A 15,917-nucleotide genomic window follows, 5' to 3' on the forward strand; every position below is an offset into this window, starting at 1 on the left:
TATGAGGTTTAAGAAAAGACTATTAATAGATCATTTGTTTAAGATCATCTTCAAATCTACAGGTTTTTTAGTGTTAGCACTTTTAGGCGGGATTTTCTTTATGTTGATTTATAATGCATTTGCCTTTTTTGCAGATGTCAAACCGTTGGATTTTATTACGGGAATGGAGTGGAATCCTACAGCAAACGATCCTGCCTATGGAATCCTGCCTCTCATTGTCAGCACTTCACTGGTCTCTTTTGGAGCGATGGCGATAGCCATTCCGCTCGGGATCTGCACAGCGGCCTTTATTTCTGAATATGCGAGTGAGCGGGTAAAAAATATTTTAAAGCCAACTATCGAAATGCTGGCTGCTATTCCCTCGGTAGTTATAGGTTTTCTCGGTATTGTCGTGTTGGGACCGGAGATTGCTTCACTGGCCGGCCTGTCTAACGGTTTAAATGCACTGAATGGAGCTATTTTGCTGGCTATAATGGCATTACCAACTATTATTACAGTGTCTGAGGATGCGATACATGCCATTCCTAAGACATATAAAGAGGCTAGCTATGCGATGGGAGCAAATAAATGGCAGACATTATTGAAAATCACTATTCCTGCGGCAGCACCGGGAATTATAGCAGCTGTGATGCTGGGAGTTGGAAGAGCCATAGGCGAGACGATGACCGTACTTATGGCAACAGGTAATGCTTCTTCATTTCCAACAGGATTCTTTGATTCGATGAAAACAATTACTGCAACTATTGCCATAGAAATGGGTGAGGTTCCTTATCAGACGACTCATTATTTTGGCCTTTTTGCTATTGCCACAGTTTTGTTTTTTATGACAATGATTGCCAATCTGGTTGGAGAGTTTTTTATTAACCGATTTAGAAAATATCATGGGGTTTAAATTAAAAAGGCTGACACCAATTATCGAATGGGGGACACTTCTCGGAAGTACATTACTGGTCTGTCTTTTTCTGGTCATTATTCTTTGGGAAATAGCGTCTAAAGGCGCGAGTGTAATATCCTGGGATTTTATCAGTACACTTCCGAAGGAGGCCATGACAAAAGGAGGGATACTGTCACCTATTGTTGGTACAGTATTACTAACACTTATAACAGCATTATTTGCTATACCCTTTGGCATTTGCTGTGCTATTTATCTGAATGAGTATGCACAGGATAATGTATTGACTCGTCTTATACGGGCAGCTATCCGTAACCTTTCTGGTGTACCTTCCATTATTTACGGTCTGTTCGGGCTTGCGTTATTTGTGCAGGCATTAAATATGGGAACTTCTCTGATGGCTGCAGGTCTCACATTGGGACTGCTGTCTTTACCTTATATTATTACTACTACGGAAGAGGCTTTGATGCGTATACCTCAAAGTACAAGAGAAGGTGCTTTAGGAGTAGGAGCAACTCAGTTTGAGTGTATAAAAGATGTGGTACTGCCTTCAGCGATGCCGGGAATACTTACAGGAGTAGTCCTTACGCTTTCGCGTGCAGCAGGAGAAACGGCACCGATACTGTTTACAGGAGCCGCTTTTTACATAAACGGAACGAACGGGTATATGAATCAGGAATTCATGGCTTTACCCTACCATTTATATATGTTGTCTACACAACATCAGGCTATTGAAGAAGTCAGACCTATTGCCTACGGAACAGCTTTGATACTGGTGGTGGTGGTTTTCCTTATGAATCTTACAGCATTCTATATCCGATATAAATACAGAAAAAATGATTAATAAACTAGCTGCTAACAACCTCAACCTGAGCTTTGGTAATAAACAGATTCTGAAGAATATTAATGTGGATTTTCCTGCCAATAAAGTTACTGCTCTGATTGGCCCTTCGGGTTGTGGCAAGAGTACATTACTTCGTAGTTTTAACAGAATGCACGACTTGTCTCCGGATGCCCATATTGAAGGCAAACTATTGCTGGACGGACAGGATATTTACAACAGAGATATGCCCGTGACGGAAGTCAGGAAACGTATTGGTATGGTTTTTCAAAAAGCAAATCCATTTCCGAAAAGTATATATGAGAATATTGCCTATGGTCTCAAGATCAATAACCTGCCTTATGATAAATCGGTAATACAACGTACGTTAGAAGAAGCTTTTTTATGGGAAGAGGTTAAGGATGATCTGAAAAAGCCTGCTGCCAGACTTTCCGGCGGACAGCAGCAGCGTCTGTGTATAGCCCGCACAGTGGCTCTGCGACCTGAAGTTATTCTGATGGACGAACCTTGTTCTGCGCTGGACCCGGTGAGTACGCTTAAGATAGAAGAATTGATACTTAAACTGAAAGAGGATTATACGATTGTCATTGTCACACACAATATGCAACAGGCTCAGCGTGTAGCAGATAAGACTGTATTTATGTATCTGGGCGAAGTAAAAGAAGAGGGACCTACGGATCAACTGTTCAATGATCCTAACCATGAGATTACGAAAAATTATATTAAAGGTAAATTCGGATAGTTAGGAGTAATCTGTTTTCATACTATGTTTTTTTCTGTTTCTATCCATATCTGTTAAACAGACATGGAACTTCTCCCGGATAATCTGTTATCCGACATACTAGATTTTAACCGTTCTAAAGTAATCCTTCTTGTAGGGATAATGAATTGTAAATCGTATTTTTAGACCTTACTAACTTCTAAGGCCTCCCGTATTGGGGATACCTGACTATGAATATACAAGCAATACTGATAGATGAGTGTGCAGCATAGACCTTTAGATCTTGTTGAATATCCCTTGAACACCGGAGTGGAGTCGGATTTTGATTATATATATCTGACTTATTTTGCTCCACTGTGCTACTTTGCTTCTAAGTTTGTGGATGATCAGGCAGTGGATATTGTGAATAGTTTATTTGCTAAACTATGGACAAATGAAATCGTCCTTAATAATGCTGCTCACGCACAATCTTTTTTGTATTTATCTGCCAAAAATGCCTGTCTTGATTACATAAAAACCAGTGGGAGAGCCAAAGAAAGAGACGCAGAATTTAGTTATTTATACCAACTTTCTGAAGAAGACTTACAATTAGAGGTTGTATACGTGGAATATATGGCCGAAATCTATCGTGAAATTAATAATCTACCAGTCCAGTGCAGTAAAATTATTAAGCTGAGTTATCTTGATGGAGTGAAGAATGAAAAAATAGCAGAACAACTTAATATCAGTGTACAGACCGTAAAGAATCAAAAGTCCAAAGGCCTTAAAATATTGAGAAAACTATTTATCAATCATCCGGATAAGTATCTCTTTTTCCTTTTTCTGTTTAAATTGTAATTTTTTTTTCATGGGGGAGTAGTACGATAGGAGAAGTGCGTCGTATTAACAGTGAAGATGGAAAATCAGTATAGAATAATATATTTACTAACCGGTAAAAGGAAAGGAATTCTCAGTGAGGAGGAACTTGTGGAGCTGGAAGAATGGATCAGTAATGAGGGATCAAACCGGCTCTTTGCTGAACGACTTGCAGATCAGAATAACCGGGAAGAAAGCCTAAATAAACTGCAGTATTTTGCAGACTATCAGTCTTTATCACAATTTAAACATTCACATCAGCATCTTAAACCTGCACTTCGCAAATCTTTTCTCAAAAATCTTCCTTCCCATTACTGGGCTGCAGCTGTATTATTTATTTTTTGTAGTGCAATAGCTCTGTACTTTACGATCAGTTCCCAGCCTGTTCAGCAGGAAGATCAATTGACCAGAGCCGGCAAAGATATTTCTCCCGGAAAAGATCAGGCTATATTACAATTAGCCGATGGAAAGCATATAGCATTGGAAGAGCTGAAGAATGGTGAATCATTGGATATTAATGGTTTACGTATTTTGAAATCAGCAGATGGTGAGATTTCATACAGCTCCTCTTCTGCCGTGTCGGATGTGCAGCCTACCAATCGCATAGTGACGCCCAGAGGCGGGCAGTACAAAGTCAGGCTTTCTGATGGTACCAGGGTGTGGTTAGGTGCCGAATCCGAATTAGAGTATGCTGTTCAGTTTGGATCAGAGAAGCGTGAAGTAAAATTATCAGGAGAAGCTTTCTTTGAGGTGACACATGTTCAAAATAAACAAAATGAAAATATTCCTTTTCAGGTCAGGATGTCATCACAGACTATTGAGGTATTGGGAACTTCTTTTAACGTAGCAGCCTATCCTCAGGACCGTACAAATCGCACCACTTTAGTAAACGGTAAAATCAGAATTAATACCGCTTATAGTTCTAATATCTTACGACCAGGTCAACAGGCACTGGTTTCTAAAGATGGAAAGAGTATTCAGGTTTACGAAGTAGATGTATCAAATATGGATGAATGGAAAAATAAGAGCTTCAGATTTGAGGAAGAATCCATTCAGGAAATTATGAATAAGGTAGCCCGTTGGTATGATGTAGATGTCGTATACGAGGGCAAGATAACGGAAGAACTATTTTCAGGAGTCGTCTCTAAATATGAGAATCCCGCCAAAGTACTTAAGTTATTGGAATTGACCGGAAAAGTTAAATTCAGAATAGAAGGAAGGAGGATTATCGTTATGGCTTAGATATTTACCCATAGACCGATAATTAAAGATACAGAGCATTGCTCGCAACAATGCCCTGTAGATAATTGTCAGGTTATTCGCTTTTTATTGAACAATTACTATTACTTATAACCCTATACCAAATTTATGAAAATAAAGAACTATAAGAAGGCCTTTATGCGTATTAATCTTATTTTTATTTTTCTGCTTTCTTGTATTGTGAGTGCTTATTCTTCAGTGAGTTATGCGCAGAAGGTTAACCTCCATACAAAAAATGCCTCCATCAGAGAGGTTTTCGAATCTATTCGAAAGCAGACATCCTATAATTTTATTTATTCGAAACGTCTCCTGGAAAAATCCAGACCAGTGACTGTAAATCTGAATAATGTAAGCGTAAAAGACGCACTTGAAGCCTGTTTTGAGGGACAGCCTATTTCCTACAAACTACAGGGCGAAAATATTGTAATCAGCACCAAAACCAACGATCCAACTTCCGGAATAAATACCGGATTACAGCAAAATATCAGTGGAAGAGTGCGTCTTAAAGGTGAAAACGGAACCTTGTACGCTCCTGGTGTAAGCATCCGCGTCAAAGGAAAAGATGCCGCTACGTCGACTGATGCTAACGGGCATTTTTCGATAAGTGCTGCAATCGGCGATGTACTGAGTATTTCTTTTGTAGGTTATATTTCACGGGAGATCACTATAAGAGATGCCTCGGGTATTGAGGTGACACTGGAAGAACAGGTCAACGAGTTGGATGCTGTAGTCATTACGGGTTACACCACTCAGGAAAAAAGATCTATTACCGGAGCGATGTCCTCGATTAAAAAGGAATCTATTGAAAATGTTCCGGTGCAGTCCTTTGATCGGGCCATGCAAGGGCAGGTTTCTGGTGTCAATGTAATGGCAGCAAACGGAGTTCCCGGAGGACCGGTAAGGATTAATATCCGTGGTACCGGATCTATTACAGCCGGAAACGAGCCTTTGATTATTGTCGATGGGGTTCAACTCAATACTTCTACTTCTTCAGGACAGACCGCAAGTAACCCTTTGGCTTTTTTGAATAATAATGATATTGAGTCCATAGAAGTACTTAAAGACGGAGCTGCTGCATCTATATATGGAGCTCAGGCCGCAAACGGGGTTGTGCTGGTTACGACAAAAGCCGGAAAGGCCGGGAAAACCAAAGTAAACCTCAATTATTATAACGGTATTACCAGCCCAATGCCGGAGATGAAAATGCTGAATACACAGCAGTTTTTTCAATCCAGATTGGAATCGCGTAACAATCGTTATCCGACACGTACACCTGAACGAAACAGAGCAGATATCCTGACAGGGATGGGCTTTCCTGCTGATATGACTGACGAAGAGATTGCTGCATTGCCTACATACAACTGGCAGGAAGCAGCTTTCAGAACCGGTCATACCAATAATGCAGACCTTTCTATCAGCGGAGGAAATGATAAAACCACATTTTTCCTTTCCGGATCTTACAATAAGACGGATGGAAATGTGGTGTCTATAGACTTTGAGCGGGCAACGGCTAAATTGGGATTAACCCATAAGTTAACCGATAGGTTATCGCTTGCCACAAACATTAACCTGAGTACAATTACCCAAAACGGTACTTCAGGAAGTAATGGTTCTACAGGAGCATATGCAGCACCGCAATACAGTGCGCCGATGATTTTGCCATTTATTCCGGTTTACAATGCAGATGGAAGCTACAATGCGCCGATCGATGGCTTTCCGGGTTCTTCTAACCGTAATCCTATACAGGAAAGTGTAGTAGGTACATTGCAAAGCCGTACAAAAGCCCTTGTATCTAATTTTTCTGCTACTTATCAGATCAACAGTAAACTAAGCTTCAAATCATTCTACGGTATAGATTATCGTATTATCGATGATGAACGCTATGTAGATCCGCGTACCCGAAGTGGAGCGGCTTCTCAGGGATCCCTGACAATTGGTAAAAGACAGAACAGTAATTTTCTTACAAACCAGACCTTAAACTATAAAACAACATTTGCTGAAGACCACAATCTTTCTGCTTTATTAGGTGCGGAGTACAGATATGACAACAGAGAAATTTCTTCTGTTACAGGAACTGGTTTTACAACTTATCAGTTCAGATCATTACAGTCTGCAGCTATCATTACTGCTGGTACAGGTAGCTGGACTGGCTTCAAAAGAGCCGGTGTATTCGGACAGGTTAACTATGATTTTCAGAAAAAATATCTGTTAAGTGCTGTTCTGCGTTATGACGGATCATCCCGTTTTGGTAAAAACAATAAATTTGGATGGTTTCCAGCGATTTCTGCAGGATGGAACATGTCAGAAGAAGCCTTCCTGAAAGATCAGGAATGGATCAATCAGCTGAAACTAAGAGTAGGATATGGTGAAACCGGTAATGATGCTATCGGCAATTTTGACTCCCGTGCTTTGTATGGAAGTTCTAGTTCATCCAACTATAATCAGGAGCCGGGGATTTATCCTTCTGGTATAGAAAATGCCCTGTTGAAGTGGGAGCGTAATGTGACTACTAATATTGGTGTGGATTATGCCTTTTTCAATAATAGAGTACAGGGCTCCGTTGAAGTGTTCAGAAGGTTAAGTAAAGACTTGTTGCTGGATAAGCCTCTTCCTTACCTCAGTGGATTCTCAAATGTAACCAGTAATGTGGGAAAACTTAAGAATGAAGGTATAGAGTTTGAGATCCGTACGCGAAATATTCAATCCGATGATTTCTCCTGGTCTACTAATTTTAATATCTCTTTCCTGCGCAACCGTGTATTGGGACTATTAGGAGATGATAAGGTCTTACCTGGAAATCAGTCTGTACGTGTAGGTTATGCATTAGGTACCAATGTGACTTATCAGTATGCAGGTGTCAATTCAGCTACAGGCAGACCAATGTGGTATGATGCTAATGGTGAAATTACTTATCAGCCTTCAGCACCGAATGATTACAAAATATTTGGGAATCAGTTAAGTGATTTCTATGGTGGGTTCACCAATACATTCCAATACAAAGGCTTCTCGCTTAATGTGTTTTTCCATTACGATTATGGTCGTGAGTTAAGTAACAGTGGTATGAATTCGAAATGGTATGCCAATGGAGGAGACTACAGAAATACATTGGAATGGATCTTTAATAACAGATGGACTACGCCAGGTCAGTTGACAACAGTACCTCGTCCTTTTGACGGAAATGCGGAGACCAATGGTATGTCTCAGGTATCCAGCAGCAGCCGTTATCTGGAGGATGCATCTTTTATACGCCTTAAAAATGTATCCCTGTCTTATCAGTTACCTAAATCCTGGACCAGCCGTCTGAAATTGTCTGATGTAAAAGTGTATGCACAGGGAGAGAATCTGGCGACATGGACTAAATGGACAGGCTATGATCCGGAATTGATTATTGATTCAGGAGATTTCAGTTCTACTCAGGGAGCTATACCACAGACACGCGCATATACATTAGGAGTACAGATCGGGTTTTAATCTTAAATGAAAATGAAAAAAATAACATATATAATACTTTTGGCCACTTCGATGTGGGCGACTTCATGTGAGAAGATGCTGGAAGTGGATCCTCGTCAATCCATAGATGCCTCTACAGCACTCACCAGTCCTGAAGCCATCACTGCAGCCACAAACGGAGTATATGCAAAATTAAGGGAAGTAAGTCTGTATGGGCGTGATCTGATTGCGATACCTGAATTGCTGGCGGACAATGCTATCAATACCGGAGCAGGAAACCGCCTGATCAGAGAGTCAAATAATGAGATAGGAGCACATATTACAAACTGGCAGCAGTCCTATTACGGGATCAACCAGATCAATCTGATTCTGGATGCATTGGAAAATATAGAACTGGAAGCAAATTTTAAAAATAATATCAAAGGCCAGAATCTGTTTCTCAGAGCTTTATTGTATCACAATCTCTTACGTGTATATGCGTATGATCCCACAGCTATTGTATCTGCATCAGATAGAGGAGGCGTGCCGATAGTGCTGAAGGGTGTACTTGAGGTGGATCAGATCGCGTTTGCTTCGCGCAATACGATTCAAGAAGGATACAAACAGGTGTATCAGGATCTGACAGATGCTTCTACACTGATTGCAGAAAGCAACAACAGTAAAGCTCCGGCTTTTGCATCACGGGGAGCAGTAGCTGCACTTTTCAGTCGTGTAGCATTATATAACGGTGATTATGAGAAAGCTGTTGCAGAAGCTGATAAAGCGATGGCCAGCGGAGTGGCGACATTTCCGGCTAATGCTCAGCTGATCAGCTCATGGCGGAGTGAAAAACACCCTGAATCATTCTTTGAAATTGCTTTTACCACAGCAGATAACCTGGGTAGTAATGAGTCCCTTAGAGCCACATTTATGACAAGAACTACGGTTACATCTAATGCTACCGCTTCTTTCGGAAATGTAGTGGTTAGTGATGATCTGTATGCGAAATACAGCGCTAGTGATACGAGAAGAGGATTGATAATGAAAGGATTGGGCGCAAATGCCAGCAGAAATGAAATGACTAAATTTGCCAGCAAAAACGGAGTAGCTAACCTGGACAATGTACCCGTAATCCGTTATGCAGAAGTCCTGTTGAATAAGGCAGAAGCGCTGGCTAATCTGGGTAAAGACAGCGATGCAAGAACAGCTCTCAATCGCATACGTACACGTGCAAATCTTGCTGAATTATCGCTGTCAGGCACAGCATTGATGGATGAGATTATCTTACAAAGACGATTAGAACTGGCTTTTGAGGGACATCGTTTCTTTGATATCAAAAGACGCGGAAAAGATATCATCAAAGATGCCGGAAATGTAATGTTTAATGATTTCAGAATTCTGGGTAGACTTCCTATACGCGAAATTGAGATCAACCCTAATCTTGTTCAGAACCCAGGCTACTAATTATTAAAAATAAAAACATGAAAACATATATAGGTTTATTGGCGGTGTTGATCAGTGTATTGTTCACCTCATGCTTTAAAGATCATGAAGAGGATTTTTACCTTCCTGATTTCAGAATTGAGTTTCAGGATGCGGTAATGAATACCAATAGTCCCGGATTATCTTATCCGATTCTGAAAGAACTTCGGAGCAAGGCTGGCCTTCAGAAATATCAGGTCAACCTGATAGGAGGACTGAAAGATACGGATCAGATTGTAAAAGTTCGTATCAGACCTGAAAGTACAGCAAAGGCAAATGAGCATTATAAACTTCCGAAAGGAAGTGAACTTGTCATCCCGGCAAATAGTGCTTTCGGATATTTTGAAGTGGAGATACCCGAATTGACCAATACTACAGCTGTCAGTCTGATCTTTGATCTGGAATCCAATGATCAGCTGAAGGTAAGTGCAAATTACAGCACTCTGGGACTGACTATCCGTAAATAATAATTACCTTTAATCATTCAACGCCCTCTTTAATACACAAAGAGGGCGTTTTTAATAAAATATACGATGTTAAGCAAAGTGATAAGAAGAAATGTTCTGACGTTGGCACTGGCCTGTACAGCATTAAGTGGATACAGCCAGGAAAAACTGACCGGACTTCAGGAAGAACCGCATATATTTTTTGAAGACAATACAACTACCATTAAATGGGTGGACAAAGGTCTATATCGGCATGTCAGCTCCTCGAACAGAAAAGAGTTTGATAAGCAAATTAAACTGTTCTCTCAAAAGCTGGATGTAGATCTGAAGGATGTATTACAGCAAAAGGAAAATACGAGAAGGGACGAATCGGCTTTTTTAGAACAATACAGTGATGTCCAGCATTTTGCTGCTATCAGCGACCTGCACGGCCAGCATGATTTATTCGTTCGCTTATTGCAGCAGCATAATATTATAGACAAAAAGGGAAACTGGACCTATGGAGATGGTCATCTCGTGATTGTAGGAGATATTATGGACAGAGGAGATAAGGTCACTGAAAGTCTCTGGTTATTAGTGAAACTGGAAAAACAAGCCCTCTCAAAGGGAGGTAGGGTACATTATGTGATTGGCAATCATGAACTCATGGTATTTGACAATGATCTTCGCTACATCAATCAAAAGTATAAAGAAGTGGCCTCTCTTTTTGGAATAGGATATGATCAGTTTTTCAGTAAAGATAGTTTCTTTGGCAAGTGGCTGAAGCAGAAACCAGTAATCATTGGTATTAATAATATCCTGTTTACACATGGAGGAATTTCTCCGGAATTTGTAGAAAAGGGGCTGACAGCTTCGCGTACAAATAAGCTGTTTACGGATAGTATCTTTACAAGGTCCAAGACAGTATATCGTCAGAATAAAGAACTGGAGTTTCTGACGCGCTCAAAAGGTCCGCTTTGGTACAGAGGATATTTTACAGATTCCACTTTTAATGCACAAACGCTGAATTTTATTCTGCACGGATTGAAAAAAGACCACATAATTGTAGGTCATACCTCGCATCCGACTATTGTAAACTTGTATGACAACAGGATATTTGGAGTCGATTCAAGTATAAAAAATGGCAAGAACGGAGAAATACTGTTGTATGAAAAAGGTATATTTTACCGTGGACTGTTAAACGGAAAAAAAGAAAAATTCTAACAAAGAGTATAAAATAAAAAAAGATAGTTCAAAAAAGGTGCTGTCATACTGAAACTCATATTGCCCTCAGGCATTTGGTTCAGTATGACAGCATTTTTAATTTAATAGCTGATGTTCTGATCGGGATGTAAGCAGGTGTTAGCTATTCATACCTTTGAGTAGCGTATTTACCAATTCATCTTCCCGCAAAGGTTTGCTCAATACTCCGTCAAAGGTATACATATTGTGGCTTCTGTGATCATCTTCCAGCAGCATATTTTCTGAAGTGAAGGCAAAGACCTTTATGTGTTCTGTAGTTTTGCTTTCTTTAAGATTGTTCAGAATATCCCATCCGCTTATTTCGGGCATTAACAAATCAGTAATAACCACATCAACCGCGTTTTGCTGTAGAAAACGTAATCCTTCAGCTGCATTCTCAAATGTGTGGACATTGTTCTTATCTTTAAAGAACTGCTTCAGATACAGGATATTAATACGACTATCGTCGATAAGTACAATATTGAGGTTATCGGGAAGATCATTAACGGTATAAGGACCTGAATTCTTTTGCAATAATAATTCCTTTTCAAACGGAATTTTAAGACTGAAAGTAGTACCTGTACCCAGTGTACTTTCGAAAGAGATGTCCCCGTTTAATTGTTCGGTCAGTAATTTGGAAATATACAATCCAAGACCAAAACCTCCGACTTTATTCTGAGAATCAGTCATATAATATTTACGGAACACAAAATTCTTATTTTTATCTGCTATGCCTATTCCCGAATCCGATACCTCAATATGTAAGGTTGGTTTATTGCCGGATTTGTGTATACGGGCATGTACTGTTACATGTCCTTTTTTTGTGTATTTGATCGCATTTGTGATCAGGTTAGACGTAATCTGCTTGATACGGAATGCATTACTGTATATTTTTAGTTTGGGATCTATATCGATTACATTTGTAAAGGCCAGCCCTTTTGTTTGCGCCTGATAACTGTGCAGGCTAACCAGATCGTGTAACATTTCATATGGGGAAAAGTAGTCATACTTAATGTTAAGCGAACCAACTTCCAGTTTGCTAAGGCTCAAAATATCATTGATAGTACTGTTTATCAATGTTATTTCATAATTAGCTGAATTGATCAACTCCTGATTAACCTTATTACTTCCCGTATTTTTGTTCATAAGATCTATCACGCCCAGCAAAGAGTTGATAGGGGCCCGTATTTCATGGCTTATGCTGGCCAGCACACTTGTTTTCTCTTCAGCAATTTTAGCAACGTATTCTTTCTCCTGATAAAGTCTCTTTTCATAAGAAACTACCTTAAACTGGTAGTAAATGATAAAAATGATCATAAACAGCATAATACATAAGGCTATGATAAGTTGAGTGCCGAAATGCTGTGCGTTTTTTTGATATTGTGCAAAGTTCATAGCCTCCGCATTGCGATTGGTTGCTAATTCTATATCCCTGAGACGATTTATGCCTATCTTAAGTTTATTCAGGAGAGTATGATTAGATTGTATTAGTTCCCTTTCCTTTTGACGGAGTTTGCTAAATACCAGCCGCAGGTTATTCATGTTACTGCTGTATATCTTGTCATTTTGCAAGATCGTATTCTGGATGTGCTGCTGTATTAATCCTATCTTATTGATATTGAATTTCTGATCTACAGTATTGGAAACTATAGTGTCATTTTTAGTATTGAATATTCTTTTAAATAAACTTTCCTTTTTTTTGACAACCGTATCCTGCTTTACCAGATTTCTGACAGTATCCTGTAAGGTATTACTGATAAAAGTATCAGCAATAGTAAGTGATGGTCTGTACCTGTAATTTTCTTTTGGATTATTTAATAACTCTAAAGAGTCCTTTGCAAAGAAGACCAACTGATCTACATCTCTTTTGAGACTGGCAAATTCCATGGCTACAGCACCTTTCTCTTTTACATTTTTAATGCTTTTTTGAAGCGGATTATTTTCAATAGGAAGGGTAGAGAGTGAATCCACAAAAAATTTGATGGTATCAAGTTTCTTTTTGTACGACTGATAAGTTTCTGCTTTAAAATCTACCGTATACAGCCGAAACAGATTGTCAGCCTCACTAAAAGTTGAAAACAATCCGTACAGGGCAGAAGATTGTGTATTGCCGGATGCATAAGCAGCGTTAAGCTTAGCTTCAATTCGTCTGTACTGTCCATACTGATAAATAAATATGGCACTCAGAAATATAAAAGACAGTACGATACTGACGATGAGTACCGTACGTAGATAGAAAGCATTTTTTTTGGCGTTAGTCACAGTTGATTATCATTTAAACACAAAAGTACGTAATAGCATTTTATAATTACTAATAAGAATACCGGATAAAAATATAGTTGATTTTATTGCGCGTACTAGTGGAGTTCTATGGTAGAATTTTGATGTACTAATTACGATTATACTGTTTATATAGTATAGCAATGTGGTAAATTCATTTATATTAAAGCAAACTTAAATATATAACGTCATGGTAAGTTAAAATGCTACAATCAATCTTTTAATGTTATGCCGATTTTTTATTTTTGAAGAAGAATGAAATAATATTAATCTGTGTCTTTCAGATTGCTACCAATAAATATTTCATTTTTCTCATCAGAAGATAGTGATAAGAACCTTTCATACTGCTTAAGCACATCACTGATTATTTCATTTCTGGTAAAATATTGAATATCATACCCCATTCTGTTATCTCCAAAGTAAGTCATCGGTATATGTGTTTTTTTATCCTGAATTTCAGGAGCATTTTCCTCCTGCATCAGAAAATCCGAGATTGTTTTTGTCTGATTCTTTACACCATACCTGAAGTTGTTCATGGCATCATGTTTAATTTCTATTTCTACTGTTACAGGTGTATGTTCATGATAATTGACATGAGCCAGAATATCTTTCTCTTTGAATTCTCTTGCAAGTTCTTCAAATGCAGATTTAACGGTTGTGCGCAAATATTCATCAATGGTCTTCCGGTCTTTATAGGATATTATTCTATCGAGGCGTTCTTTCCAATATTCTCCGGACCAGCTGTTCGTCGAGTGCGAGTACGAACGTGAATAATAGTTTACATCAATGACGAGTCCTTTCAACAGACTGTAACAGAACAGAAGCATAATAATAGAAAATGGAAGCGCCGTAATCAGAGTCATGGTTTGCAGAGACTCCAGACCACCCGCATTGAGCAGTACAAGAGCAAGTATACCCAGTAATGCTCCCCAGAAAACAAGTTGCCATTTTGGCGATTTTACAGCATTATTAGATGAAATATTATTCATCACAAAGATGCCTGAATCTGCAGAGGTAACGAAAAATATAAAAATAATAAACAGAGTAAGTATGCTGGTGACCATTTCAAAAGGAAAGTATCCAAGAAATTTGAATAGCAATACATCAGCATTGGTCACCAGTGCACTTAGTGCACCGCTTGCTTCATGCTGATCGATCCATATTGCACTGTTCCCAAAGATTGTCATCCAAAGAAAATTGAAGAAAGTGGGTAATACCAGTACTGCTCCAATAAACTCACGGATCGTTCTTCCTTTAGATATCTTAGCAATAAAAAGGCCTACATATGGCGACCAGGAAATCCACCAGGCCCAATACAGAATCGTCCAGTTGAAAAACCACTGCTGATGCTCCGGTTCATAAGCATGTGTGTTGAAAGTCAGGCTGAAGAATGAATTGATATAGTAACCCAGACCTTCTGAAAACGTACCTAACAAAAAAGTTGTCGGACCAAAGATCAGCACAAAAAGCATGAGCAACAGAGCCGTTATAATATTAAGCTGGCTCAAAAATTTAACGCCTTTGTTGACCCCGGATGTAGCAGACAGAATCGATATCGTCATAATCACAACAACGATAATAATCTGGTATATAAAATTACTTTCCGGAATAACGCCTATATTGACGAGTCCGGCACAGAGCTGTACCACACCAAAACCTAATGTTGTGGTAATTCCGAAAAAAGTACTGCAGAGTGCAAACATATCAATGACGTCACCTGCACGACCTTGTATTTTATCCTTAAGAATGGGGTAGAAGCAGCTTCGGAGAGATAATGGAAGTTTATAGCGATAAGTGAAGTAAGCAAGAGATAGTCCGACAACAGCATAAATGGCCCATGCATGAATACCCCAGTGGAAAAAAGTATACAACTGAGCATCCTTAGCTCTTTGTATGGGATCGGTGCCCAGTACATTGGTGTCGGAATAATGTGACATCGGTTCTGCTACGCTGAAGTACATCAGTCCAATACCCATTCCCGCTGCAAAAAGCATGGAAATCCAGGAGAAAAAAGAAAATTCGGGTTTGGAATCATTAGAACCCAATTTAACATTACCATACTTACTGAAAACCAGAAAAAGCAAAAACAAAACAAAGATGGTAACGACAAGAACGTAAACCCAATTGAGGTTTTCAAATAGAAAAGTTTTGACCAGATTAAGGTAATAATCTGCTGCTGATGGAAATACGCTGGAAACTAAAGTAATACCCAGAATAAAGAATAAACTGGGAAAAACTATACCTGAAACAAAAGTGCTTTTACGCTTTAAGATTTTTATAAAACTCATTAAAGTTAGAGATTTTGTGATTTGAAAAAATAAAATTTGGGACTGCAAAGGTACTAAAAATTAATTTTACACACTTTTGGAGCCTTTTTGGGATGGTTAGATAGTTGGTTTGTAATTGTTTACATAAAGGTGGTGCAGTTGCTCAGGGAGAGGCTTAAAATCTGCGGATAACATCATAAAACATTCAGAAAAGCTTGGTTAA

11 protein-coding genes are annotated in these 15,917 nt (G+C 39.0%); 9 read left to right on the forward strand and 2 right to left on the reverse strand.

Translation table 11 applies throughout. From position 1 onward, the window contains the following. Position 1: 1 nt before the first annotated feature. The 9 genes from pstC (at position 2) to I6J02_RS16890 (ending at position 11,129) form a co-directional block, all read left to right on the forward strand. Entirely contained in the window at positions 2 to 892 is an 891-nt protein-coding gene (gene pstC, locus I6J02_RS16850; RefSeq protein ID WP_201678994.1) for a phosphate ABC transporter permease subunit PstC, read from the forward strand. After that, on the forward strand, positions 882 to 1,736 hold the full coding sequence (pstA, locus tag I6J02_RS16855; protein WP_201678995.1) for a phosphate ABC transporter permease PstA: 855 nt from the start codon (positions 882 to 884) through the stop codon (positions 1,734 to 1,736). Before pstC ends, pstA begins: the two co-directional genes overlap by 11 nt. Then, the gene (pstB, locus tag I6J02_RS16860; protein ID WP_201678996.1) at positions 1,729 to 2,475 is read left to right on the forward strand and encodes a phosphate ABC transporter ATP-binding protein PstB; all 747 of its coding nucleotides are present in this window, start codon (positions 1,729 to 1,731) and stop codon (positions 2,473 to 2,475) included. Before pstA ends, pstB begins: the two co-directional genes overlap by 8 nt. A gap of 234 nt (positions 2,476 to 2,709) precedes the next feature. Beyond that, positions 2,710 to 3,291, forward strand: a complete 582-nt coding sequence (locus tag I6J02_RS16865) for a sigma-70 family RNA polymerase sigma factor (protein ID WP_201678997.1) — start codon at positions 2,710 to 2,712, stop codon at positions 3,289 to 3,291. Between the two features lie 57 nt (positions 3,292 to 3,348). Next, positions 3,349 to 4,551, forward strand: coding sequence for a FecR family protein (locus I6J02_RS16870; RefSeq protein WP_201678998.1), 1,203 nt, complete (start codon positions 3,349 to 3,351; stop codon positions 4,549 to 4,551). Between the two features lie 126 nt (positions 4,552 to 4,677). Beyond that, a complete protein-coding gene (locus I6J02_RS16875) occupies positions 4,678 to 8,040 on the forward strand; it encodes a TonB-dependent receptor (protein ID WP_201678999.1) in 3,363 nt (1,120 codons plus the stop codon). 12 nt (positions 8,041 to 8,052) lie between these two features. Next, positions 8,053 to 9,462 carry a RagB/SusD family nutrient uptake outer membrane protein gene (locus tag I6J02_RS16880; protein WP_236582093.1) on the forward strand — a complete coding sequence of 470 codons (1,410 nt, stop codon included), beginning with the start codon at positions 8,053 to 8,055 and terminating at the stop codon, positions 9,460 to 9,462. Positions 9,463 to 9,479: 17 nt separating this feature from the next. After that, the gene (locus tag I6J02_RS16885; RefSeq protein WP_201679001.1) at positions 9,480 to 9,947 is read left to right on the forward strand and encodes a DUF4843 domain-containing protein; all 468 of its coding nucleotides are present in this window, start codon (positions 9,480 to 9,482) and stop codon (positions 9,945 to 9,947) included. A gap of 78 nt (positions 9,948 to 10,025) precedes the next feature. Continuing rightward, positions 10,026 to 11,129: a metallophosphoesterase gene (locus tag I6J02_RS16890; RefSeq protein ID WP_236582094.1), complete on the forward strand. Its 1,104-nt coding sequence runs from the start codon at positions 10,026 to 10,028 to the stop codon at positions 11,127 to 11,129. Positions 11,130 to 11,267: 138 nt separating this feature from the next. On the opposite strand, the gene I6J02_RS16895 is transcribed toward I6J02_RS16890, so the two are convergent. Together I6J02_RS16895 and I6J02_RS16900 are read right to left on the reverse strand one after the other, a co-directional pair. Further along, positions 11,268 to 13,409, reverse strand: coding sequence for a hybrid sensor histidine kinase/response regulator (locus tag I6J02_RS16895; protein WP_201679003.1), 2,142 nt, complete (start codon positions 13,407 to 13,409; stop codon positions 11,268 to 11,270). Positions 13,410 to 13,693: 284 nt separating this feature from the next. Then, a complete protein-coding gene (locus I6J02_RS16900; protein WP_201679004.1) occupies positions 13,694 to 15,715 on the reverse strand; it encodes a BCCT family transporter in 2,022 nt (673 codons plus the stop codon). Positions 15,716 to 15,917 lie beyond the last annotated feature (202 nt).

Origin of the sequence: Sphingobacterium spiritivorum (assembly GCF_016725325.1) — a bacterium.
Lineage (GTDB): Bacteria > Bacteroidota > Bacteroidia > Sphingobacteriales > Sphingobacteriaceae > Sphingobacterium.

Coding starts and splice junctions, on each gene's coding strand:
- pstC (WP_201678994.1), top strand. CDS start 2: ATGAGGTTTAAGAAAAGACTATTAATAGATCATTTGTTTAAGATCATC.
- pstA (WP_201678995.1), top strand. CDS start 882: ATGGGGTTTAAATTAAAAAGGCTGACACCAATTATCGAATGGGGGACA.
- pstB (WP_201678996.1), top strand. CDS start 1,729: ATGATTAATAAACTAGCTGCTAACAACCTCAACCTGAGCTTTGGTAAT.
- I6J02_RS16865 (WP_201678997.1), top strand. CDS start 2,710: ATGAGTGTGCAGCATAGACCTTTAGATCTTGTTGAATATCCCTTGAAC.
- I6J02_RS16870 (WP_201678998.1), top strand. CDS start 3,349: ATGGAAAATCAGTATAGAATAATATATTTACTAACCGGTAAAAGGAAA.
- I6J02_RS16875 (WP_201678999.1), top strand. CDS start 4,678: ATGAAAATAAAGAACTATAAGAAGGCCTTTATGCGTATTAATCTTATT.
- I6J02_RS16880 (WP_236582093.1), top strand. CDS start 8,053: ATGAAAAAAATAACATATATAATACTTTTGGCCACTTCGATGTGGGCG.
- I6J02_RS16885 (WP_201679001.1), top strand. CDS start 9,480: ATGAAAACATATATAGGTTTATTGGCGGTGTTGATCAGTGTATTGTTC.
- I6J02_RS16900 (WP_201679004.1), bottom strand. CDS start 15,715: ATGAGTTTTATAAAAATCTTAAAGCGTAAAAGCACTTTTGTTTCAGGT.